General features: G+C 65.2%; 18 protein-coding genes and 2 pseudogenes. 6 read left to right on the top strand and 14 right to left on the bottom strand.

The features are described from left to right. Positions 1-41: 41 nt before the first annotated feature. The 10 genes from AVHM3334_RS14790 to AVHM3334_RS14745 are packed head-to-tail and all read right to left on the bottom strand — an operon-like array spanning position 42 to position 8709. The gene (locus AVHM3334_RS14790; RefSeq protein WP_284413466.1) at positions 42-734 is read right to left on the bottom strand and encodes a DsbA family protein; all 693 of its coding nucleotides are present in this window, start codon (positions 732-734) and stop codon (positions 42-44) included. Positions 735-748: 14 nt separating this feature from the next. Then, on the bottom strand, positions 749-3670 hold the full coding sequence (locus tag AVHM3334_RS14785) for a conjugative transfer ATPase (RefSeq protein ID WP_284413464.1): 2922 nt from the start codon (positions 3668-3670) through the stop codon (positions 749-751). Then, entirely contained in the window at positions 3670-4122 is a 453-nt protein-coding gene (locus AVHM3334_RS14780) for a TIGR03751 family conjugal transfer lipoprotein (protein WP_284413462.1), read from the bottom strand. The genes AVHM3334_RS14785 and AVHM3334_RS14780 overlap by 1 nt, the downstream gene beginning before the upstream one ends. After that, entirely contained in the window at positions 4103-5581 is a 1479-nt protein-coding gene (locus tag AVHM3334_RS14775; RefSeq protein ID WP_284413460.1) for a TIGR03752 family integrating conjugative element protein, read from the bottom strand. The genes AVHM3334_RS14780 and AVHM3334_RS14775 overlap by 20 nt, the downstream gene beginning before the upstream one ends. Further along, positions 5571-6524 carry a TIGR03749 family integrating conjugative element protein gene (locus AVHM3334_RS14770; protein ID WP_284413458.1) on the bottom strand — a complete coding sequence of 318 codons (954 nt, stop codon included), beginning with the start codon at positions 6522-6524 and terminating at the stop codon, positions 5571-5573. Before AVHM3334_RS14770 ends, AVHM3334_RS14775 begins: the two co-directional genes overlap by 11 nt. Continuing rightward, on the bottom strand, positions 6521-7252 hold the full coding sequence (locus AVHM3334_RS14765) for a PFL_4703 family integrating conjugative element protein (protein ID WP_284413456.1): 732 nt from the start codon (positions 7250-7252) through the stop codon (positions 6521-6523). Before AVHM3334_RS14765 ends, AVHM3334_RS14770 begins: the two co-directional genes overlap by 4 nt. Continuing rightward, on the bottom strand, positions 7249-7677 hold the full coding sequence (locus AVHM3334_RS14760) for a TIGR03750 family conjugal transfer protein (RefSeq protein ID WP_284413454.1): 429 nt from the start codon (positions 7675-7677) through the stop codon (positions 7249-7251). The genes AVHM3334_RS14765 and AVHM3334_RS14760 overlap by 4 nt, the downstream gene beginning before the upstream one ends. Positions 7678-7689: 12 nt before the next feature. Continuing rightward, positions 7690-8061 carry a TIGR03745 family integrating conjugative element membrane protein gene (locus AVHM3334_RS14755; protein ID WP_502869915.1) on the bottom strand — a complete coding sequence of 124 codons (372 nt, stop codon included), beginning with the start codon at positions 8059-8061 and terminating at the stop codon, positions 7690-7692. Between the two features lie 19 nt (positions 8062-8080). Further along, the gene (locus AVHM3334_RS14750) at positions 8081-8320 is read right to left on the bottom strand and encodes a TIGR03758 family integrating conjugative element protein (protein WP_284413452.1); all 240 of its coding nucleotides are present in this window, start codon (positions 8318-8320) and stop codon (positions 8081-8083) included. After that, entirely contained in the window at positions 8317-8709 is a 393-nt protein-coding gene (locus tag AVHM3334_RS14745) for an integrative conjugative element protein, RAQPRD family (RefSeq protein WP_284413448.1), read from the bottom strand. The genes AVHM3334_RS14750 and AVHM3334_RS14745 overlap by 4 nt, the downstream gene beginning before the upstream one ends. Before the next feature lie 219 nt (positions 8710-8928). Here AVHM3334_RS14745 and AVHM3334_RS14740 point away from each other — a divergent pair, with 219 nt between their 5' ends. Together AVHM3334_RS14740 and AVHM3334_RS14735 are read left to right on the top strand one after the other, a co-directional pair. After that, positions 8929-12570: a DEAD/DEAH box helicase gene (locus AVHM3334_RS14740; RefSeq protein WP_284413445.1), complete on the top strand. Its 3642-nt coding sequence runs from the start codon at positions 8929-8931 to the stop codon at positions 12568-12570. A gap of 51 nt (positions 12571-12621) precedes the next feature. Beyond that, positions 12622-12894 (top strand): annotated as a pseudogene (locus AVHM3334_RS14735) (transposase); the annotation flags it as partial. On the opposite strand, the pseudogene AVHM3334_RS14730 reads toward AVHM3334_RS14735, so the two are convergent. From AVHM3334_RS14730 to ppsR, 4 genes and pseudogenes are all read right to left on the bottom strand, one after another. Further along, positions 12887-13926, bottom strand: a pseudogene (locus AVHM3334_RS14730) (IS630 family transposase). The pseudogenes AVHM3334_RS14735 and AVHM3334_RS14730 sit on opposite strands and share 8 nt — an antisense overlap. Before the next feature lie 228 nt (positions 13927-14154). Further along, positions 14155-14451, bottom strand: coding sequence for a hypothetical protein (locus tag AVHM3334_RS14725; RefSeq protein WP_284413444.1), 297 nt, complete (start codon positions 14449-14451; stop codon positions 14155-14157). An 18-nt stretch (positions 14452-14469) separates the two neighbouring features. After that, the gene (locus AVHM3334_RS14720) at positions 14470-15126 is read right to left on the bottom strand and encodes a hypothetical protein (protein WP_284413442.1); all 657 of its coding nucleotides are present in this window, start codon (positions 15124-15126) and stop codon (positions 14470-14472) included. A gap of 125 nt (positions 15127-15251) precedes the next feature. After that, on the bottom strand, positions 15252-16073 hold the full coding sequence (ppsR, locus tag AVHM3334_RS14715; protein WP_092744321.1) for a posphoenolpyruvate synthetase regulatory kinase/phosphorylase PpsR: 822 nt from the start codon (positions 16071-16073) through the stop codon (positions 15252-15254). Positions 16074-16295: 222 nt separating this feature from the next. On the opposite strand from ppsR, the gene ppsA reads away from it, so the two are divergent. The 4 genes from ppsA to AVHM3334_RS14695 all read left to right on the top strand — a co-directional run bounded on the left by ppsA (position 16296) and on the right by AVHM3334_RS14695 (position 21845). Further along, positions 16296-18686 (top strand): phosphoenolpyruvate synthase, encoded by a 2391-nt coding sequence (gene ppsA / locus AVHM3334_RS14710; protein WP_284413439.1) that lies wholly within the window; start codon positions 16296-16298, stop codon positions 18684-18686. Between the two features lie 19 nt (positions 18687-18705). Beyond that, positions 18706-19113 carry a DUF4212 domain-containing protein gene (locus tag AVHM3334_RS14705; RefSeq protein ID WP_284413437.1) on the top strand — a complete coding sequence of 136 codons (408 nt, stop codon included), beginning with the start codon at positions 18706-18708 and terminating at the stop codon, positions 19111-19113. Further along, the gene (locus AVHM3334_RS14700) at positions 19106-21211 is read left to right on the top strand and encodes a VC_2705 family sodium/solute symporter (protein WP_284413436.1); all 2106 of its coding nucleotides are present in this window, start codon (positions 19106-19108) and stop codon (positions 21209-21211) included. The genes AVHM3334_RS14705 and AVHM3334_RS14700 overlap by 8 nt, the downstream gene beginning before the upstream one ends. 145 nt (positions 21212-21356) lie before the next feature. After that, the gene (locus AVHM3334_RS14695; RefSeq protein WP_284413434.1) at positions 21357-21845 is read left to right on the top strand and encodes a hypothetical protein; all 489 of its coding nucleotides are present in this window, start codon (positions 21357-21359) and stop codon (positions 21843-21845) included. Positions 21846-21853 lie beyond the last annotated feature (8 nt).

The following is a 21853-nucleotide window of genomic DNA, read 5'->3' as shown; positions in this document are numbered from 1 at the left end:
GCACGGTAGTGAGCGTGTTGCTTGTCACGCACCTCAAATGTCTACTTCACGGCGCGTGTCAGCAGGTCCAAGGCTGAAAGCAGCGCATCGCCTTCGATCGGCCCTGCCAACTCGACCGCCTTGCTCGTACGGCGATCCTGCAGCTGCAGCGAAGGGGTTCCGCTCACCCCTGCACGTTGCGCTTCCTCGGTTTGCCGCTTCACAACCTCCTGCGGGCGCCGGCTGTCCAGGCACGCCTGCATCGCGGGTGTCATGCCAGGATAGGTAGCGCCAGCCTGCAGACCTTGGCCCTCACCCTGCGTGTGTCCATAAATCCATTCCACGGCGCTCCAGAAGCCCGCCTGTCCTCCGACCTCACCCGCGCACTCGGCGAGCCGCGCCTCATGCCCGGCGGCCGGTTCGTGCATGGGAAGAGGCAGGTGGTGCCACTGCAGGTTCACGTCCGGGTTTGCATCGATCCACCGCTTGAGTTGCAGAAAATACCCCTGGCAGTACGGGCACTCCAGGTCCGCATACAGCGTGACCGTGAAGCGTGCATCGGCCCGCCCATGGATCCACGGCGGTCCCGGCGGCAGTGGTGGTGCTTGGGTCGCGGTGGCCGCAGGCGTCGTGCCCTGCCTGGGAGCCAGCGGCCAGACCGCCAGCGTGATCGCCGCCACCACCAGCACGGCGGCCAGGACCGTCGGCCGTTCCAGGCGCAGGAGGAGGGCGCGCAAACGGTAGAAACGCTGCATGTTTGTTCTCCGTTTCAACCCAGCGCATCGAGCGACAGCGGCTCGATCCCGCGCGCCCGGTCGATCTTCTCGGCCACGCGCAATGCGGCATCCAGTTCGCTGATGCCGTGCTGCTGCATCAGCGCGAAGCGCTCGGCCTTCTCCTCCGGTTCGGTCATCGCCAGCGCCAGGTAGAGGCTGGGCGGCACCGCGCGGAACAGCAGCTCCATCGACTTGGACAGCACCACGCCCTCGGTGAACTTGCCGGCCTCCTTGCGTGCCGACAGCATCAGCGCCTTCTGCGCCGCGTTGAGCTCGCGAAACCGCGCGATCTTCTCGACCTCGTCCGGCGGCATGGACAGGCAGATCCACCACTCGATCATGTTGAGCATCGGTTCCGCGGCCCGCGGCAGGTCGTCCAGGTTCTGCGTCGCCAGCCAGTACCAGGCGCCGAGCTTGCGCCACATCTTCGTGATCTTGACCACGTAGGGCGCCAGCAGCGGATTCTTCGTGATGATGTGCCCCTCGTCGGTCACGTTGATGATCGGCCGGCCCAGGAACTGGTCGCGTTCGGCGAGGTTGTTGACGGTGTTGATCAGCGAGATGTAGGCGATCGACAGCTGCGCGTTGTAGCCCTCGCGCGCGAACGTCGCCAGATCCACGATCGTGATGTCGGCCTCGGGCCAGGGCGTGCCGGGGCGGTCGAACATCTCCCCATCCACGCCCTGGCAGAACATGTCCATCGCATCGGTCATCTCCAGCAGCCGCGTGCGCCGGCTTTCCGGCAAGGTGGTGTCCTCTCCACGTGCGCGCAGCGCATCGCGCACGTCGCGGGTCAGCACCGTGCGCCCGTCGCCGGCGCACCGCTGCGCAGCATCCAGGATGCACTGGCGGATCAGGCTGCGGTCGGCACGCGTCATGCGCGCCTCCTCCTTGTCCTCGCCGCCGGTGATCATCAGGCGGGCGGTGATCTCCAGCTCCCCCAGCACGTCGCGTTGTTCGTCGTGATCGGGGGTGGGGCCACCGTGCTCCCGGTCCTCGTCCAGTGCATCGGCATCCAGGGTCTGGACCTGGCTCGGCGTCTCCACGAGGCGCCGAGCATCGGCGAAAGGCGCGAGGCTCACGCCAGCACCGGGAGCGAGCTTGACCCGGTGCACGCTCAGCCCGAGCCGCTTGGCGAAGTCGCCGAACAGGCCGAAGCTGTTGCCCGCTTCCACGACGAAGAGCCGCGGCCGGTAGATCGCCATGACCTGGTTGAGCAGGTTGTTGAGCGTGGCGCTCTTGCCCGAGCCCGTAGGCCCGAACAGGAACAGATGGGCGTTCATCTGCCGGTCCAGGCGGTTGAGCGGATCGAAGGTGACGGTGCCGCCGCCGCGGTTGAAGAGCGTGACGCCCGGATGCCCCGTGCCCTGGCTGCGTCCCCACACGGGGGCCAGGTTCGCCGCGTGCTGCACGAACATCAGCTGCGTGTACCACTGGCGCGTGTCCTTGGCCGGATCGAACACGCAGGGCAGCCACCGCAGGTAGGTGTTGAGCGGCGCCACCTCGTCGTCCTCGCGCACCGGCTGCAGGCCGGCGCCGAGCATCACGTTGGCCAACTGCACCCCGCGCTCGTCCAGCTGCGCCAGGTCGCGTCCGCGCAAATAGAAGGCGAGGGCGCCGCGGTAGAGCTTGTGGGCGCTGCCGATCAGCCCGCGGGCCTCCTGCACGTCGCGCCGCGTCTGCTCGGACGCCAGCGTCTCGCCCACTGCCTTGCGTGCCAGGTGGTTGAGGTGGGATTCGAGCACGTCCTGCGGCGTGGCGACCAGCGTCAGGCACATCACCGTGTCCTCCGGCATCTGGTCGAACAGCGCGTTGACCGCATCGCCGCCCTTGCGCGTCTCGCCGGTGAGGTGGCCCGTGCCCGGTGCGGTGCGCAGCCGGTCCATCACGACCGCGCGGTGTGGCATGCCGTCGAACCACCAGAGTCCGTTGGCGACATCGGAGCGCGGCGCGCCGAAGAAAAGGCGCTGCGCGAAGTCTGTGCCGCTGGCCAGTTCGATCTCGCCTTCCTCGCTTTCTTCGTCTGCCGGATAGCGCGTGAGTTCGTAGAAGCGCTCCCGGTCCTGGGCCGTGTCGCCCAGCAGCGCGGGGCAGGGGTTGAACCAGCGCAGCAGCCAGGCGTGGATGTCGGCCGCGGCCAGGCGCTGCGCGCGCACGCCCGCGTTCGACAGGCCGCCCTGCAGCCGGTCGCACACCGTCGCCAGTGCCTGTTCCGGGGACGGGCCGCGGCGCTGGGCGCTGGTGCCCGGAACACGGCGGTGCACCACCATGCGCACCCGGCGTGCCTGGCCGCGCCAGGGCAGGCGCGTCACCGCCGTGTCCTCGAACAGGCCGCCCGGTTTTGCCACCGCCCGCAGGTGGTGGGCAAGAAAGCGCTGGTAGAACGCGGTGAACGCCGTGCCCCGTGCCCGCGGCTGCAGGTAGGCGTCCAGACCGCGCAGATAGCCCTCCCAGTCGGCTTCGTCCTGGGCATAGAGCTGCACCACCCACGGGTGATCGTCCAGCTCGTCGAACGCATCCTGCAGCGCGTTCTCCAGCGCATCGCGCGCCTGCCACAGCCAGTGCATCTCACGCCCCTCGGTGCCGATCGGCGTCAGCTCGAAGAAGGCTGCCACGGAGACCCCGTCGTCCAGCAGCACGCTGCGCGATGCGGGCAGGTACTCCACCCACGGCAGCAGGTCCGCGAACGAGGGGGCCACGCCGTAGAGCGCGCGCTCGTCGGCGAGCGTGGCGCGCGGCCGGCCCGGATCGCGCGCGTGGGCGCCGGGTTCGGGGATGCCGTGTGCCGCCAATTCGGCAACGTGCCGCTCCCAGGCATCCGGCCCCTCGACATCGCTTCCCGCGGGATCATTGCGGGCCTCGGCCCCGGCCCCGGCGTCCCGGTGGGTCCACGGCCAGCGCGGTCGCCGCACCATCAGTAGTCCTCCACGCGCTCGCCCGGCATGGCGTACTGGATGCGCTGGTACAAGGGGAACACGGTGCTGTAGCCGGGCACGGGCACCGGATCGGTCCCCGCCAGGTGCGGGAAGACGTACATCACCAGGTCCGGATTGGGCAGCCGGTGGAACTGCCGGTAGATCTCGTTCTGCGCGGTGCGGGTGTATGCCGTGTTCTCGGCCGGCATGGCCTGCCGGTCTGCCTCGGTGAGCGGGCGGCGCAGCACCTGGCGCGCATCGAGCAGCTGCCGCGCGGCCGGGCCGTTGGCGCGACCGCCGCCACCCGTCTCCTGGTCCCAGATATCCCGCATGGTGCGATCGCCGTGGGAAAGCAACTTTTCCTTGTGGGTGGCGCATCCCGTGAGCAATGCCAGGACGAGGGTGAGCAGCGCACTCCCGGCTGCCGTGGGCTTAGTCCAGGTCCGTCGCATGTGCGCCTCCGAGGGTGTGGTTGACCTTGCGCCCCTGCGCGTCGTAGTCGATCTGCAAGGGTTGTTCGAGGTGGATGGCGACCTGGGCGCCGGGCGGCACATAGACGGCGGCGAACGCCTGGCCGTAGAGCTTGTTCACCCACTGGGACATCTCCTGGATGCCACCGGCCAGGATGCGGCCCATGGCTTCGTTGCCGGAGATGCCCACCGTGCCCAGCGTGCCGTTGCCGTTGCTGACCACGGCCACGTTGCCGCTGTCGCTCTTGATCAGCGAGGCGGCGCCGGCCCCTGCGGCGGTGATGAGGGCTTGCGAACCCAGGTACTGCTGCGCGTTGCTGCGGCGCTCGCCGCTCACGCACGGGATGCCATGCGGATCGCTGATCCAGCCCAGGCCGCCCAGGATCGGGCCGTGGCCATCGGCGGTGTTGCCCGTGCCCGTATTGGCTGGGTTGCCACCGCCCTGCCCCTTGTCCTCGGGCACCGTGCGGATCGTGCCGTCCCTAAACACGAAGGTCACCGAGCGGATCTGGCCCCGCACGCACGACAGCGTCCAGTCGCCGGATGCCGTGCCGCTCACCACGGCGCCCGCCACCTCCGGCAGGTCGATGCCGTTGGCCGTCAGGTTGTCCGGGCCGACCAGCACCTTGAACGGGTAGGGATCGTTGACGGTGCCATCCACCGGCACGCGCCCGATCAGGGCCGTCATCGCGACCGAGCCCATGAGCGTGGCGTTGGTGGGCACCGTGTAGACGGCCTTGGCCGAGGCCTTGGTCGTCGCGCCGGCGTCGGCCATGGGCGCTGGCGAGGAGGGGGGCGGTGCGCCGCCAGCAGGATCGGCAGCGCCGAAGCGCATCGGAAACCGGTCCGCCTTGCCAGCGGCCGTCGCCGGACCCTTGGCGCCTTCCGGCCGCGCATCATCGGGTTCGATCCAGCGCACCCCGTGCGTGCCGGCCGCCGTGCCGAATCCCTTGCCGTCGCCATCCTCCAGGCCCAGGCCGACCGGCAAGTCCGCAGTGCCGTGCTTGCCGCCCATCTGGTCGAGCTTGTGCTGCAGGTCCTGCAGCAGCCCCTGGGTCTGCTGCTTGTCACCGGCCACCTGGTCGCGCTCTTGCTGCAGGCGGCTGCGTTCGCTGTCGAGCACGGCCTGGATGCGCTGGTCGATGGCGCTTTCGCGCTGGCGCAGGCGCTCGTTCTCGGCGCGCTGGTTCTTGTTGTCGCCCAGCGAGGTCTGCAGCTCGTTGCGCAACTGCTTGACCTGCGCCACAAGTGTGGCGACGGTGTCGCGCGGCGTGTCGCCATCGATGCCGAGCGCCTTCATCTCCTCCGGCGTGAGCTGGGCCGCCACCTCGCCCGATGCGGCGCGATCGGGCTTGCGCCCAGAAAACACCTGCATCCCCACGAAAACCAGCAGCGCGGCCATGGGGATCATCAGCCACTTGAGCAGGCCGTTACTTTGCATGGGGAGCTCCCGGGGATGGCTCTGCATCCGCCTCGCTGCCGGGCGCGCGCGGCAGGTTCTGCGCGGCGTCGATGCGGCTGATGTGCGGCAGCAGGGCATCGGCCAGTCCGCGGCCGCGCGTCACCAGGTACAGCACCGTGGTATCGGTCGGATCGCCCGCCGGTCCCAGGCCCGGGTGCTGGAACGTCGCGGCCACGAAGTCGCCCAGCAGCATGCGCGGATCGAGGTCGATCCAGCGCGGGGAGGTGTTGGTCAGGCGGACCGCAGTAACCCACTGGTCTTCCATGCGCCAGGCGGCGAGCGGCTTCGCCCGCAGGGGCAGGGACGGCGCCAGGGTGTCCAGGTCCAGGCCGCGGCGCAGGGTAGCCTGCGTGATCCCGCGCACGGGCTCCACGGTGCGCAGCGGCGCGTACAGGTTCTGCGCGGCGTAGCGGGTGAGCACCACCGCGACGGGGGTTTCGCGTCGGCCGGTGGATGCGGCCTCCGGCGTCGATGGGGCCGTGGCATCTGCCGGCAGTTCGGTATCGGCGGCGCCGCTCGCGTGATCGCGCGCGCCATAGCGGGGACCCGGTGCCTCGCCCTCGACGATGCGCACCGGCTCCAGCGGCGCCTGCCCGTCCTTCGCCGGCTCGGCGGCAATGTCCAGCAGGATCAGCGCGCCGCTGTCGGCATCCTGCAGCTGCAGGCGCGTCGGCTCGATCGCTTCGCTGGCCTTGAGGTAGATCGCACCACCGGCGCTCTGCACACGCAAACGGTCGGCGATCGCGGCCGGCACGCCGACGCGCACGTTGCGGTCGATGAAGAGGACGCGCTCCTCGCCGATGCGCAGCGGCACCGCGAGCGGCAGGCGCTCCCAGCGCAGGATCTGCAGCGCGTGCGCCGCGGGTGTGCCACCCCACAGGACGCAGGCGCCCAGCGCCAGGGGCAGGACGAAGCGCTTCATGGATGGCCTCCGGACAGCGTGGGGGAAGGGGCAATGGGCGGGAGCATGGAAGGCGACGTGGAGGGGCCTGTGCTTGGGGCCGGCGCCGAGGCCGCAGGCGAGGGCGGCGCGATGCGCTGCGGCGCGCCGCTGTAGCAGTCCAGCGCGAGTCCGAACGGATTGCGCTCGGGATCGACGTCCAGGCGCACGACTTTCAGGGGATAGCGCACCAGGGCCCGCTTGACCTGTTCGCCGCCGTAGTACTCGTCGGCGCTGACGTCCAGGGTGACCACCCAGTCGCGTTCGGACAGCACCTTGACGCGCGTGGCGGGGTCGTCGCCGTAGCCGCGGCCGGGCAACTCATACAGGCCCCGCACGCGCTGGCGCAGCTCGCCGTTGTTGCGCCGGGTTTCGTAGTCCTGCTGCAGCAAGGCCTGGCAGGCGGGCGTGAGGTAGGCGGACAGGGCGCGCAGGTTGCGCGGGTAGTCGTCCTCGCCATTGGTGGGCCAGCGGTTGATTTGCTGGAAGACGTAGAGGGTGAACGCATACACGCTCTCGGGCGGCACGTCCCACCACTTGCGCGTGCTGCCCGAGCGAAGGTCCGGCGGCACATGGATCGTGAGGTGGCGGGGCGCGTTCCACCAGCCCAGGCCCAGCAGTAGCGCCAACGCGAACAGCGCAGCACCGCCACGCCGCAGGGTGGTGACATGGGCCTGCAGGTGCGCCACCTCGTTCTTGATGCGGCTCATGGCGTGCGGCCCCGCGGCCGGGGGCGCCGAATGCGCGACGTGCGGCGCGTGGACCAGCAACCCGTGCGGGTCACCAGGTCGCGGCCACCGAACCGAGCGGCCCAATGGGGATGGCGCAGCGCCAGTTGCCATTGCATCTGCCGGTACAGCCAGGTGTCGGGGCGCCCGCGCTTTTGCCGGCGCAGGAGACCGCCGCCGATGAACACGCCCGCGGCGATGCCCGCCACGATCATCGTCGGCACCATGGCCACGCTGCGCGTGAGCCAGGCCAGCGGCAGGCCTGCGATCAGCCCGGCCGCGGCGGACAGGCCCGCGCAGATCCAGAGCTCGTCGGCGGTCAGGCCGCGCACGACCACGGGCTGGCGGTTCAGGCGATGCGGCAGGAAAGCCACGAGGCCGTCGCGCGGTGTTTCAGGGAGAGCCATCGGCGCGCAGCCCTACAGGATCGCCGTGGCCTTGGTGAGCAGCCAGATGCCCACCACCAGCAGCATCGCGCCCACGGCCACCGTCAGGCCGAACTGGCCCCAGGTCGCGCGGCCGGTGTGGATTTCCGAATAGCGCGTGTAGGCGTGGTAGCAGACGCCGATGAACATCGACGCCACCACCAGCAGGGCCACCAGCAGCACGATGTCGTAGCCGTAGTTCTGCAGCGTTTTGAGGATGCCGCTGCCGGCGCCGCGCGAGGGGTCTTCCATGGTGGGCAGGCCGGAGGCGCGTGCCGGCGGCGCCAGCGGCAGGAGCGTGGCCGCGACAGCGGTGCCCGCCATGCAGGCGGCACGGCGGCGAAGGCGGTTGGGGAGCAGGTTCATGGCAAGTCCTTGGCGGTCATCAGGAAAGCAGGAAAAAACTCAGCACCAGGTACATCGCGAGGAAGCGGGCGATCACGCCCACGAACTGCCTTTGCGAAATCCGGTGCTCGGCCCAGCCGACATAGGCCGTGCGCATGGCCCACACGCCCCACAGCAGCAGGACGGCGAAGACGAAGCTCAGCACCACGGTCGAAACGGCCGAAGGCGTGAAGCCGCCGTTGGCTTGGAACGCGGCGATCTGATCGGCGCTCGCGGTCATCGCGATCGCTCCCGCTGCGGTGAAGGGCTGGTGCTGTCGCGGGCTTCCTCACGGATGTAATGGCCCGCCAGGGACGACGGGTCGCGCGGCTGAGCGCGCTGGGGCGTGAGGTAACTGGCAACGCCCACCCGCATGCGGCGCACATCGTCGCGCAGGCGGGCGTAGTCGAAGTGGTATCGGGCCGGTTGCGCAGCCGCCGTGGCGTCCGATGCCAGGGCGATGCGGTCCACCTGGTCGAGCAGGCGCATGGCGCTCGCCAGTTGCTCGCGCTCGATGGCGGGATCGGCGTGCGCCGATGCGACGCCGCCACAAAGGAGTGCCACGGCCAGCACGCCGCGCAGGGGGAGGTGGACGGGAGCGCCGTGGCTGGCCGTGGCACGCGAGGTCATGTCGGGTCTCCTGGGGCGGTGGGGAGACTCGATGCTGCGGCGGGGGCCGCTGGTATGCCGCCAACAATGGGGAAGGGCGCGACACCGCTTTTTGGGGGCGCTGTGACCACACGACGGCGTGCTGCTCACATCACGTCAGCGGGGTAGGCCTGGCACGTGTTCTGCGGAAGGCGGTACCGTCTCTTTATCGGCTGCTCGACGGACCTATGATCGCGACCCATGAAAAAAGTCAATTCAGAGACACAGCGCAACATTTCCTCTGCTCTTCAACTCTGGCAAGCCTTCGAGTACCTGAACCCGCAAAAGCCTCCTGAGGTAAAGCGCGAAAAAAACCTTTGCAACTGGGAAATTCCTGTAGACAGCCTCTCCGACCACGACATGCCGTGGGTCGATCCAGAGAAGCGGGACGATCTCGATAAGTTATTTATGGTGAGGGAAGACTCTACGAAGCGCTTCCTCCTCTATGCGGGCGTACTACCCGGGGAGGTGTACACGAACGCAGCGCGAGTGATTCTGGGCACACCGGCGATTCATGACGACGAAAAACCGAGCCCAGCAAATGCAGCATCGCTCGTCTTGGCCATCGATGATGAGGGCTACGTGGCGGGTCTCCCCTTCGTCAGCTCGACGCCGTGGGCGCTTGGCAACCTTGCGGCTGCTAGCCGCAAGGGGACACGGTTCGATTTCAGGGGTTTCTTTGGCACCGATGGCGCCGAAGCTGCCACGGTTGAAGCCCTGAAGGCGCTGCTGGTGAAAAGAACTCTGCTTCCACCCCAGGCCGACAACAGCAGGGAATTGACCACGGTTTCCTCCCTTCTGACGAGTGAGCAGGATGAGGCCAAGGCCGAAGAAATGCGCAAGACGTATCGAAGCATCACTGCCGACGATGTTCGGGCAATGACGGCGCTGCTTTTCCAGAAACTGGGGTGGGCTCCGTCCAGTGAGGCGCCGTGGGTCATCAAGACGCAGAGCGTGGGCAAAAAGAGCAAGAAGGAAATGAATGACCCGCTCAACAGTTTCTATGCAGAGGAGGTGGAAACTGTTCAAGCTGCCTTTTCCACGGGGAACACCGGAGCCGCGCTCAACCAATTCCTGGCAAGCATCGAGTCGCCTGAGCGCGTGGATCTGGACGTGAAGGACGACAAAGCGCCCTTGGTGGATGGCTTGCATCCCAGCAAGCTGCCGCTGGCCGCATGGCCCGGTAGCCACCCGCTGGTGACCGCTCAACAGTTCGCGGTGAACGCGATCCATCGTGATCTTGGCAGCACGGGCCTGTTCTCGGTCAATGGACCACCAGGGACAGGAAAGACCACCATGCTCAAGGACATTGTGGCGACCGTGATTCAGCAGCGGGCAGATGCGCTGATGGCTTTCAATCATCCCAACGATGCCTTCAGCGAGGAACTGAAAGTCGAGGACCACAAATACAAAGTCTGGAAGCTTGATGCCTCGCTATGCGGCTACGGCATGGTAGTCGCCAGTGCCAACAATGGCGCAGTAGAGAACATCAGCCTGGAACTGCCAGGGCTGAGCGCCATCGATGAAGCGATCAAACTGGATTATTTTTCTGAAGTCTCTGATTCGATGGGTTTGAAGAGGAAGGAGAGTCGACCGGCGTCTCCACAGACGTGGGGATTGATATCTGCCGCCTTGGGCAACTCTACCAATCGCAACGCTTTCGCAAGCACGTTCTGGTTTCCGAACAAGGAATGTAAAAAGCTGCCCGATGGCACGCCCAATCCTCTTGCGCAGATGTCTTTGCCTGAGTGGGTCGACAGTCAGAAAGCCGGCGTTCCGTCTTGGCAAGATGCAAAGGCGCGCTATCAATCGGCCCGCCAGAGAGCGGCAGCGGAGGTCAAAAAGTCCGCTGATCTGGCGGACACCTTAGAGCGTTTGCCTCGAAGCCAGGACACGCTGGTCCAGTTGCAGGCCCAGGAGGCTGAACTCCAGGGTGAGCTGGTGCAGCTTGAATCCGCAGCAAGCAAGGCGAAGCAGGCCAGCGATGCAGCGGCGGCTGCTTTGGTGGTATCGACCTCACGCTTGGAGCATGCCCAGGCCTTGGCCGCATCCAAGGCCAAGCACGACGAAGCCGTTGCTCTTGCCTCCGCGCACGTGGCAAGCCGGCCTGTGGGGGAGGTGCATGCGCTGATCATGGAGATGGCCGAAGCTGAAAGTGAAGAGAAGGCCAGCCAGCGCAATCTGGTCAATCATGACCGATGCAGGCCAGGGCTTCTGACGCGATGGTTCTCGCGGGACAAGGTGGCCGAGTGGGCGGCACGGCATCGACAGTTGAATGACCTCATCGAGCGAGCGCAAAAAAAGTATCGCGACGCACAGAAGCTGAAGCACTCGATCGAGCATTGGGATACAAAGCTCCGTTCTCTGCAAGAGCAGGAGCAGAAATGCAAAAATGCGGTAAACGCCGCATGCCAGCGCATGGAGCACGCTGGGTTTCCCCGCATCACCGGCCTCTCGGTTGTTTCGGCCGAACATGCGAAATGTCAGGGCAATGCGAGCGCCTGCAGGCACGAGTTGCAGCGAGTTACCGGCCTGTTCCAACAGCGCACATCGACGCTGGCCGAACTCAGGAGCACCCAGGCGCAATTGAGCGGCCAGATTGAGGTGATGACCAAGAAATTGGATGCAGCTTCCTTGCGGGACTCCAGCCGAAAGGCCTGGCATCTGTTTGCGCTGTCCCGCGACGAATTCCACCAAGTCTCGCCATACCAGGACGATGGCGCCCTCTTCAATGCTCGCCGTGAGCTCTTTGTGGCATCCATGGAACTGCACAAGGCATTTGTCGTGCACGCATGGAGCAAGCTCAAGCCAACCTTGTCGATGTTCGTTGACCTCCTGCAAGGCAAGCTTCATGGCTGGCGGGTACAGGGTGGCGTCATGCCCTTGTGGGATGCTTTTTTCGTCACCGTCCCGTTGGTCTCGACTGCGTTCGCATCGTTCCCACGCCTCTTCAAAGGCGTCAAAGGCAATGACCTTGCATGGGTTCTCATCGATGAAGCGGGCCAGGCGACACCCCAGCAGGCCATTGGCGCGATCTGGCGTTCCAAACGGGCGGTGATTGTTGGCGATCCAATCCAACTCGAACCTGTCGTCAACATTCCTCAAGAACTGGTGGCTCCACTCCAGGCCTATTGCGGCACGTTGCCGAAGTACGTGCCACCGGATGCTTCCGTTCAAACCCTTGCTGATCGGTCAAATCGTTATGGCACCTTGATGGGCTCCAAGGAGGATGGAACCGACATCTGGCTCGGATCTCCCTTGGTGGTGCATCGTCGTTGCATCAACCCCATGTTTCAGATTGCCAATGCCATCGCGTACGAAAACAGGATGGTTTACGGGACTCGTGAAGATGCAAGCTTCGCCGCAACTCCCAGTGCTTGGCTTGATGCATCCAACGATGACGCGCAAGGACACTGGATCGAGTCCCAAGCCAAGCGAGCGCTGGAAGGTATAGAAAAGCTTACAGACGGCAAAGTTCGGGATGGAAAAGGGAAGCTCCGGATTTACGTCATCACTCCCTTCAGGCTCGTCAGCGAGCGCATGAGAGACCTGTTGAGCGCCCGTTTTGGTAAGGAAACGGCGAAAGAGATGTGTGGCACGGTCCACACCTTCCAAGGCAAGGAGGCCGACTTCGTGATCTTTTTGCTGGGCGGCGACCCGGCCCGCCGCGGCGTCATCTCAAGTTACGCAGGCCGAAAACCGAATCTCGTCAACGTGGCTGTCACTCGCGCAAAGAAGCGTCTCTACGTGATCGGCAACAAGGAGTTCTGGTGCAGCGATTCAGACTTCAACGGCTATTACAAGACCATGGAAAGGCTGATGTGTAAGGAAGATGCAACATGAATTGCCTTAGAACGTGTTCACGATCTTTGTCTGCTCACTGACAATGACGAGGTGCGAACCAAGAAATATCCCAGCGATACGAGCCGCGAGCAATTCGAGATCATCAAGCCGATGCTGGAGAGTGCGCGCAAGAAGACCAAGCCACGCACCGTTGACTTGTACGAGGTGTGGTGCGCGGTGCTGTATCTGCTGCGCACAGGGTGCCAATGCAGGGCACTGCCCAGCGATCTTCCCAAGTGGCGCACCGTGCATTCGTACTTCGCCAAGTGGAGCCTGCCCGATGATCAGGGCGTTAGCCTGCTTGAGCAGGCTTTACTCAAAAGTCAGAAATATAGGCGACAGATGGGTGTCTGAAGAATGACCTGACCTGATGAGTGCAGGATCTTCAGCCACCGACTGCAACTGCGCATCCACACGCTCCTTGAGCTTGTCTCCCTTTCGCAATGGACTGCGCGCCACCCCTGTGCGCTTGGCGTGGCTCCATACCAGCTCATCTGGATTGAGGTCTGGCGCATAGCCGGGCAGGAAGTGCAACGTCGATGCGCCTGCCGTGCTTGCCACGTATTGCTTGACGAGGGCCTTCTTGTGAGCCGGCAAGCCATCGACGACCAAGTGCACGGGTTTCTCACGCTCGGCCATCATGTTCTTGAGCAGTTGCACGAACAACTCGCCTGTAAGCGCTCCCTGGTAGGTCTCAAACCAGAACGCCCCTTTGGAGTTGACGGCTGAGGCCGCCGAGATCGACTGGCGCTGGCCCGGGCGCTCCACGACCGGGGTCTGGCCCTTGGCTCCCCAGGTCTTGCCATGCACGGCATCAGCGCGAAAGCCCGACTCGTCCCAGAAGAAGACTTCGGCCTTGTCCCGCTTGGCCTGCCGGGCAATGGCCGGATAGGTCTCGGTGACCCAGCGCTCAATGGCTTGCGGGTCACGTTGGTAAGCTCGTTGCAAGGGCTTTTGCGGTGTCAGGCCCAGACGCGCGAGCAAGGCTCCGATGCTGGCCAGCGACAGGTTCACCCCAAAACGCTGCGCCACCAGTTCTCGCACAATCTGGCGCGTCCACAGGCCAAAGTCGAAGCCGTGCTGGCGTGGGTTTTTGCCGTTGACCCAGCGAAAAACCTGGCGCTCCTGCACGGGTGTGAGGCTGCGCGGGCGGCCTGTGCCTTTGGTCGAGCGCAGCGCGCGCAGCCCATTTCCGCGCCCGCTGGCAGCGGCTTTGCACTTGTAGGCCCAGCCCCTGTGCATGCCAAAGGAAGCCGCCACCGCTGCTGGCGACTCTCCTTCGCGCATGCGCTGTACGGCCAGCATGCGCATTTCTTCCAACACATTGTGGGCCAGGGTGCGTCCGTCTCGTTTCATGCCGTCAATGAAAGCACCGATCGCCGCACTGCGCAAGAGAGTGTTCTCTAAGTTACTGACTTATGAATAAAGCACGCCTGACGTCCGGGTGATCATTGATGGATATGACGGCCTTTCTCTTGACGGCGGCCAACCGCCATCAGCACTACTGCTCCCAGGGTAGCGGCACGCCACAACAACAGCCCAAGTAGAACAAGGTAGGAGGCACTTTCCCGCAATCTTTTCAGCTTACCCGGTCACTTTGACCGCAAGGATCGTCAGGCCAAGAAGAATCTGCATCACGGGCAGAACGCGAGCCTGTGGCCTGGATGCTTTCACTGCGAGGGCAATTTGCATTACTGCGACGATTGCGAAAATCGCAATCGTGGCCACGATGGCATTGTTTGATCCGTTTTCGATGGCATTGGCAGGGATGGACGGGTCCATCTCGTGCATAAAGTCGTATTGATTCCCTGGCAGAAGCGCCATGACCAACAGGCCGAATATCGACGCCGTATGGAGGGTGATCCGCAATAATTTATTCATGGCTGATGGACCTCATTCTTATTCAATCAGGCTGGTGAACCGCGGCCAAAAATTGACGATGAAGTTTCCATAGCTCGTATTCTGTTGAATCTGCTCCAAAGACAGACCCACGCCTCTGTTGTAGCGCGCGCCGATGATGCGGACCTGTTCCATGCTCAGCGGAAAGGTGTACTGATCGTGGTCGGCCAATTGCCTCAGATGCTGCGCCACAACGTCGATATTGAAAACATCCCTTTGCAGGCAGTTGGCGAGTCCCCTCGATTGGGTGACCGACATGGCGGAAGCGGGAATGCCCATCGTCTCGCCGGCGGTGCGGATTTGAATGCTGACAGAGCCGAAAGAGGTTTTGTTCGGGTGCCGGGTGATCGCCATTTTGTCGATGGCAGGAGGGCCGCTCCAGTCGAATGAACGAACTTCAAAGGCGACACGATCGATGAAACTGGGATCGCCTCCCACCTCGATCCAGCAAACACCAGCCAACAATGGCGGGGGAAGTCGATATTTGGTGGCAGCTTCAAGGATGTACTGCTTGTTATGACGAACCCACGCGTCCTTGAAGTTCTGGATGTATTGTCGGCCACCACCCAAGCGGTCCGGAATCAGCTTCCAAGCAAATAGATCAATCAACCCCCACGTAGGTGAATTGTTGGATGCACGACACTCGATTTCAGCCATCGTTCTCCCTTTTTATTAACCGATAGACCGACGGAAGGCTGTGCGAAGCCGTCTCTGTCCATCCACAAATAATAAAGGGATGCTTTCTGTTCAGCCGCTGATTCGTCTGACCAAGTCGTTACCGATTAATACACCAGCCGCTCAGGACGCACTTCCTGCAGGATGGTCGTGGCGATTTCCTCGATGCTCTTGGTGGTCGTTGACAGCCAGCGGATGCCCGCGCGCCGCATCATGGCTTCGGCTTCGGACACTTCATTGCGGCAGTTGTCCAGCGCCGCATATTTGGAATTAGGACGCCGTTCGTTGCGGATCTGCGAGAGCCGTTCGGGCTGGATGGTCAGCCCGAAGATCTTCTTGCGGTGGGGCTCCAGGGCCGGAGGCAGCTGGCGCCGTTCGAAGTCTTCGGGAATCAGCGGGTAGTTGGCCACCTTCAAGCCGCATTGCATGGCCAGGTACAGGCTGGTCGGCGTCTTGCCGCTGCGCGACACGCCCACCAGGATCACGTCGGCGCCGGCCAGGTCACGGTGGCTCTGGCCATCGTCGTGGTCCAGGCTGAAGTTGATCGCCTCGATGCGGTCGGTGTATTCCTTGCTCAGGCTCACGTCCGAAAATCGTCCCACCCGGTGGTGCGACTTGGTGCCCAGCTCGGTCTCCAGCGGCCGGATGAACGTGCCGAACATGTCCAACAGCATGCCCTTGCAGCCCTCCTGGATCACGCGAAGCACGCCCATGTTGACCAGCGTCGTGAAGACGATGGGCTTCTTGCCCTCGACTTCCGCCGTGTGGTTGATCTGCCGCACGGCCTGGTGGGCTTTGTCCTCGGTGTCTATGAAGGGCAGGCGCACGTGGCGCGGCTTCATGTCGAACTGGGCCAGGATGGCGTTGCCGAAGGTCTCGGCCGTGATGCCGGTGCCGTCGGAGATGAAGAAAACGGTGCGCGTGTGCATGGGCAGGGGTTTCCGAAAAGTGAAACAAGGCCGTCAGCCCGCTGCCAGCGCGGCCGCGCAGGGCGAGCCTACAATGGCGCCCATTATCCAAATTCCCACCATGCACACCCCCGGCGGCCCACAACCACAACAACCAAGCCGAACGCCGTGCATGGGCGCTCGCCCGCAATTGCTCCTCGGGAGCGCAGGCGCAGACCCAGTTTCAACTTCTGGAGCTATCCCATGTCTGCACTCTTCAACGCGACCGCCCTGGTCGTTCCGTTTGAAAACCTGAGAATGACCGATGTCGAGTCGGTAGGCGGCAAAAACGCCTCCCTCGGCGAGATGATCTCCCAACTGCCCCAGGGCGTTCGCGTCCCCACGGGCTTTGCCACCACGGCGCACGCCTTCCGCCAGTTCCTCGCGCACGACGGACTGGCCGACAAGATCAGCAAGCGCCTGGCCGCGCTGGACACCGAAGACGTGCGCGCCCTGGCCGCCGCCGGCGCCGAGATCCGTGCCATGGTCGAGGCCCAGCCATTCCCGGCCGACCTGCAGCAGGCCATCGCCGAAGCCTTCGCAACGCTTTCCGAAGGCAATCCCCAGGCCAGTTTCGCCGTGCGTTCCTCTGCCACGGCGGAAGACCTGCCCGACGCCTCGTTCGCCGGCCAGCAAGAGACTTTCCTCAACGTGGTCGGCATCGACGATGTGCTGCACAAGATGAAGGAAGTGTTCGCTTCCCTGTACAACGACCGTGCCATCAGCTACCGCGTGCACAAGGGCTTCGCGCATGACGTGGTCGCCCTGTCGGCCGGCGTTCAGCGCATGGTGCGCTCCGATCTGGGCGCGGCCGGCGTGATGTTCACCATCGACACCGAGTCCGGTTTCGACCAGGTGGTCTTCATCACCAGCAGCTACGGCCTGGGCGAGACGGTGGTGCAGGGCGCCGTGAACCCCGACGAGTTCTACGTGCACAAGCCCATGCTGCAGGCCGGCAACAAGGCCGTGATCCGCCGCAACCTGGGCTCCAAGCTGGTGCAGATGGTGTTTGCCTCCGCCGATGAGAAGGCCGCTACGGGCAAGCTCGTCAAGACGGTGGACGTGGCGACCGAGCAGCGCAACCGGTTCTCGCTGTCCGATGCCGACGTGGAGCAACTCGCCCACTACGCCCTGGTGATCGAGCAGCACTACTGCCGCCCCATGGACATCGAATGGGGCAAGGACGGCACCGACGGCCTGCTGTACATCCTTCAGGCGCGCCCCGAGACGGTGAAGAGCCAGTCCAAGGGCCAGGCCGAACAGCGCTTCAAGCTGAAAGGCACCGGAACCGTGCTGGCCGAAGGCCGCGCCATCGGCCAGAAGATCGGCACCGGCCCCGTGCGCCTGGTGAGCGACATCGCCGAGATGGACAAGGTGCAGCCCGGCGACGTGCTGGTGACCGACATGACCGACCCCAACTGGGAACCCGTGATGAAGCGCGCCAGCGCCATCGTCACCAACCGCGGCGGGCGCACCTGCCACGCGGCCATCATCGCGCGTGAACTCGGCATTCCGGCCGTGGTGGGCTGCGGCGATGCCACCAGCCTGCTGAAAGACGGCACCCTGGTGACCGTGAGCTGCGCCGAGGGCGACACCGGCAAGATCTACGACGGCCTGCTCGAAACCGAAGTGACCGAAGTGCAGCGCGGCGAAATGCCCAAGATCAGCACCAAGATCATGATGAACGTTGGCAATCCGCAACTGGCCTTCGACTTCTGCCAGCTGCCCAACGACGGCGTGGGCCTGGCCCGGCTGGAGTTCATCATCAACAACAACATCGGCGTGCATCCCAAGGCCATCCTGGACTACCCCGCCGTCGATGCCGACCTGAAGAAGGCGGTGGAGTCGGTGGCGCGCGGCCATGCCTCGCCCCGTGCGTTCTACGTGGACAAGGTGGCCGAGGGCGTGGCGACCATCGCCGCTGCTTTCTGGCCCAAGCCGGTGATCGTGCGCCTGTCGGACTTCAAATCCAACGAATACCGCAAGCTCATCGGCGGCAGCCGCTACGAGCCCGAGGAAGAAAACCCGATGCTGGGCTTTCGCGGCGCGGCGCGCTACATCAGCGCCGATTTCGGCGAGGCGTTCGCGATGGAATGCGACGCCATCAAGCGCGTGCGCGGCGAGATGGGCCTGACCAACGTGCAGGTGATGGTGCCTTTCGTGCGCACGCTGGGCCAGGCCGACAAGGTCACCCAGTTGCTGGCCAAGCATGGGCTGCAGCGCGGCAAGGACGACCTCAAGGTCATCATGATGTGCGAGGTGCCCAGCAACGCCGTGCTGGCCGACGAGTTCCTGCAGTACTTCGACGGCTTCTCGGTCGGCTCCAACGACCTGACCCAGCTCACCCTGGGCCTGGACCGCGACTCGGGGCTCGAACTGCTCGCGCAGGACTTCGACGAACGCGACCCGGCCGTGCTGGCGCTGCTGTCGCGTGCCATCGCCGCGTGCAAGGCGCAGGGCAAGTACGTGGGCATCTGCGGCCAGGGGCCCAGCGACCATCCTGACTTCGCCGAGTGGCTGGCCAAGGAAGGCATCTCGTCGATCTCGCTCAACCCCGACAGCGTGATCGCCACCTGGCAGCAACTGGCCCGCTGACGGCCCCGGTCCGGCCACCATGCCCACGCGCCCGCAGGCGACCGAGGAGCAAGGGGCCGGGCACCTCTTTCCGCCCGACCTGCACGACGCCCGCCACCTCTGGCTGAAGGCGGGCTTGCTGCTGGCATGGGCAGCGGTGTCCTTCGGCGCCTGCTATTTCGCCCGTGACCTGCAAATCATGGTCGGCGACTGGCCGCTGGGGTACTGGATCGCGTCGCAGGGCGCGGTGCTGGTGTTCATCGGCATCGTGGCGATCTACTGCGCGGCCATGAACCACTTCGAGCGGCAGGATGCGGCGAACGTTCGTGCCGCCAGTCCCGCCAGTCCCGCCAGTCCCGCCAGTCCCGCCAGTCCCGCCACGGCGGTCGATGCGCTCGCCGCCTCGCACACATCCTCAGCCGCCCACGGAGCCCACCCGCGTGGCTGACAGCGCCGCGGACTCTGCGTCGCAGGCTGCCTACGGTCGGCGGCTGCGCCGCATCCTCGCGCTCTACGTGACCGGGGTGATCGCGTTCCTGGCCATCATGGCCTGGGCCGAGCAGCGCGGCTTGTCGCGCCACTGGATCGGGCCCATCTTTCTGTTCCTGTCCGTGATGGTGTACGCGGCCATCGGCGTGTACGGCCGTACGACCGATGCCGACGAATATTACGTCGCCGGGCGGCGCATTCCTGCGGTCTACAACGGCATGGCGGCGGCGGCCGACTGGATGAGTGCCGCCTCTTTCATCAGCCTGTCCGGAGCGCTTTACCTGCAGGGGTTTTCGGGCGTTCCGGGGCAGGCGGGCGGGCTGGCCTACCTGCTCGGCTGGACGGGCGGGTTCTGCCTGGTGGCGTTGCTGATCGCCCCCCACCTGCGGGCCATGAACCTCTACACCATCCCGGAGTTCTTCCAGGTGCGGTTCGGCGGGCGCTGGCCACGCGTGATCGCCGCGCTGGCGGCGGTGCTGTGCTCGTTCACCTATGTGGTGGCGCAGATTTATGGGGTGGGGCTGATCGCCTCGCGCCTCACGGGCGTGCAGTTCGAGATCGGCATCATGCTGGGGCTGGGCGGCGTGCTGCTGTGCTCCTTCTTGGGTGGCATGCGCGCCATCACCTGGACCCAGGTGGCGCAATACGTGATGGTGCTGCTGGCGTTCCTGATTCCCGTTTCCTGGCTGGCCTACAAGCAACTGGGCAATCCCTTGGCGCCTCTGGTTTACGGCGCACAGATCGGCAAGATCGCCAGCATGGAAGCCCGGTTGCTGGAAGACCCCGCCGAGCGGCAGGTTCTGGCGGCCTACCAGGCCCGTGCCAAGGACCTGCAAGCCCGGCTGCAGGACGTGGGGGCGGCGCTGGAGCACGAGCGCGAAGCGGCACGCCAGCGTATCCGCCAGTTGCGCGACCAGAACGCCGATGTCGGCCTGATCGTGGCCGCCAGCCGCGAACTGGCCACCATGCCGCGCGACGAAGACACGGCCCGCGAGCGCTGGAGCCGCGAGATGCGCGAGAGCGATGAGCGCGCGCATCCGCTGGGTGGCCTGCCGCCGCACAGCCAGCCCTACGCGGGCGATCCCCAGGGTTCGCCCGAGGCCCAGCGTGCTTATGAAGACACGCGACGCAACTTCCTCGCGCTGATGTTCTGCCTCATGGTGGGCACGGCGGGGCTGCCGCATCTGCTCACGCGCTACTACACCGTGCCGTCGGTGGCCGCGGCGCGGTCATCGGTGGCGTGGTCACTGTTTTTCATCGCGCTGCTGTACCTCAGCGCGCCGGCGCTGGCGGTGCTGGTCAAGTTCGAGGTCATGAGCAATCTCGTCGGCAGCCCGTTCGACGCCTTGCCCAACTGGATCGGGCAGTGGGCGCGGGTGGACACGGCGCTGCTGTCGGTGGAGGACGTGAACCGCGACGGCATCGTGCAGTTCGGCGAGATCCGCTTCGGGGCCGACCTGATCATGCTGGCCACGCCCGAACTCGGCGGGCTGCCCTATGTGATCTCTGGGCTGGTGGCGGCCGGCGGCCTTGCCGCGGCGCTCTCCACCGCCGACGGGCTGCTGCTCACCATCAGCAATGCGTTGGTGCGCGATCTGTACTTTCAAGAAAGCAGGCGCAAGGCCTCGCCCGAGCGGCGGGTGATCCTGTCCAAATTCGCGCTGCTGGCCGTCGCGCTGTTCGCCGCATTCGTGGCGGCGCTCAAACGGTCGGAAATCCTGCCCATGGTGTCGGCGTCCTTCTCGCTCGCGGCCTCGGCGTTCGTGCCGGCGATGGTGCTGGGCATCTTCTGGCGGGGGGCCACGCGGCAGGGCGCGGTGGCGGGCATGCTGTGCGGGCTGGGCGTGACGGTGTACTACCTGCTCTCGCACGTGGAAGCGGTGCGCGCCCTGGTGTCGCCAGTGCTGCTGGCCAACGGCCTGTGGTTCGGCATCCAGCCGATTTCGGCGGGCGTCTTCGGCGTGCCGGTGGGGCTGGTGACGGCCTGGCTGGTGAGCCTGTTCACGCGCACGGCAGGCGCGGCGCCGTTGCTGGACCCACGTTCGCCAGGGCCGTGATCCGGCGGCCTGCCGAAGGCATCGGCGGGCGAGCGAACAGTTATGGATAAACCCGGATTCACAAAGCCACGACTGCGTGCGACGCTGCGCTGACATCGGCCCGGGCGCATGCCCCCAACCGCCGCCGAGACCATCAGGGGGAACCGTGCTACTCGTCAAGACACCTGCAGGCCATCTGGCCCTCAAAGACCGCCACGGGATGCTCACGTCCCGGCAGCGATCGGCCTTCATCCTGTTCGACGGAAAGCGCACGCTGGCGCAGGTGCTGTCCGCCACCGCGGCCATGGGAATCGCCGTGGACGACGTGCGGGCGATGGTCGGGCAAGGCCTGCTGGCGTTGCCCGACGGAACAGTTCCCGATCTGTCGAATGCCGCGGCATACGGGTTGCCCGCCGCTGGCGAAGGTGCTGCAGGACTGGTGGCGAATTCCGGCCCGTCACCCACCGAGCGCTACAAGGCCGCCTATCCCATCGCCACGGAAATCACCGCCAGCCTCGGGTTGCGCGGCTTTCGGCTGAATCTGGCGGTAGAGGGAGCGCAGAGCTTCGAAGACCTGGTGGAGCTGGCCCCGAAGATCCGCGAACTCGTGGGCGATGAAAAGTATCGCCGGCTGGACCGGGCACTGTTCGGCTGATTGGCTGC

Origin of the sequence: Acidovorax sp. SUPP3334 (assembly GCF_030159055.1) — a bacterium.
Classification (GTDB): domain Bacteria; phylum Pseudomonadota; class Gammaproteobacteria; order Burkholderiales; family Burkholderiaceae_C; genus Paracidovorax.
The sequence above is the reverse complement of the archived record's forward strand: the minus strand, read 5'-3'. Positions and strand labels throughout refer to the sequence as shown.

Excerpts from the sequence above, each read along its gene's own strand:
- AVHM3334_RS14750 (WP_284413452.1), bottom strand. The coding sequence starts at position 8,320 with ATGACCGCGAGCGCCGATCAGATCGCCGCGTTCCAAGCCAACGGCGGC.
- AVHM3334_RS14720 (WP_284413442.1), bottom strand. The coding sequence starts at position 15,126 with ATGGCTGAAATCGAGTGTCGTGCATCCAACAATTCACCTACGTGGGGG.
- AVHM3334_RS14760 (WP_284413454.1), bottom strand. The coding sequence starts at position 7,677 with ATGGCTCTCCCTGAAACACCGCGCGACGGCCTCGTGGCTTTCCTGCCG.
- ppsA (WP_284413439.1), top strand. The coding sequence starts at position 16,296 with ATGTCTGCACTCTTCAACGCGACCGCCCTGGTCGTTCCGTTTGAAAAC.
- AVHM3334_RS14775 (WP_284413460.1), bottom strand. The coding sequence starts at position 5,581 with ATGCAAAGTAACGGCCTGCTCAAGTGGCTGATGATCCCCATGGCCGCG.
- AVHM3334_RS14770 (WP_284413458.1), bottom strand. The coding sequence starts at position 6,524 with ATGAAGCGCTTCGTCCTGCCCCTGGCGCTGGGCGCCTGCGTCCTGTGG.
- AVHM3334_RS14745 (WP_284413448.1), bottom strand. The coding sequence starts at position 8,709 with ATGACCTCGCGTGCCACGGCCAGCCACGGCGCTCCCGTCCACCTCCCC.
- AVHM3334_RS14765 (WP_284413456.1), bottom strand. The coding sequence starts at position 7,252 with ATGAGCCGCATCAAGAACGAGGTGGCGCACCTGCAGGCCCATGTCACC.
- AVHM3334_RS14740 (WP_284413445.1), top strand. The coding sequence starts at position 8,929 with ATGAAAAAAGTCAATTCAGAGACACAGCGCAACATTTCCTCTGCTCTT.
- AVHM3334_RS14705 (WP_284413437.1), top strand. The coding sequence starts at position 18,706 with ATGCCCACGCGCCCGCAGGCGACCGAGGAGCAAGGGGCCGGGCACCTC.
- AVHM3334_RS14780 (WP_284413462.1), bottom strand. The coding sequence starts at position 4,122 with ATGCGACGGACCTGGACTAAGCCCACGGCAGCCGGGAGTGCGCTGCTC.
- AVHM3334_RS14790 (WP_284413466.1), bottom strand. The coding sequence starts at position 734 with ATGCAGCGTTTCTACCGTTTGCGCGCCCTCCTCCTGCGCCTGGAACGG.
- AVHM3334_RS14725 (WP_284413444.1), bottom strand. The coding sequence starts at position 14,451 with ATGAATAAATTATTGCGGATCACCCTCCATACGGCGTCGATATTCGGC.
- AVHM3334_RS14785 (WP_284413464.1), bottom strand. The coding sequence starts at position 3,670 with ATGGTGCGGCGACCGCGCTGGCCGTGGACCCACCGGGACGCCGGGGCC.
- ppsR (WP_092744321.1), bottom strand. The coding sequence starts at position 16,073 with ATGCACACGCGCACCGTTTTCTTCATCTCCGACGGCACCGGCATCACG.
- AVHM3334_RS14755 (WP_502869915.1), bottom strand. The coding sequence starts at position 8,061 with ATGAACCTGCTCCCCAACCGCCTTCGCCGCCGTGCCGCCTGCATGGCG.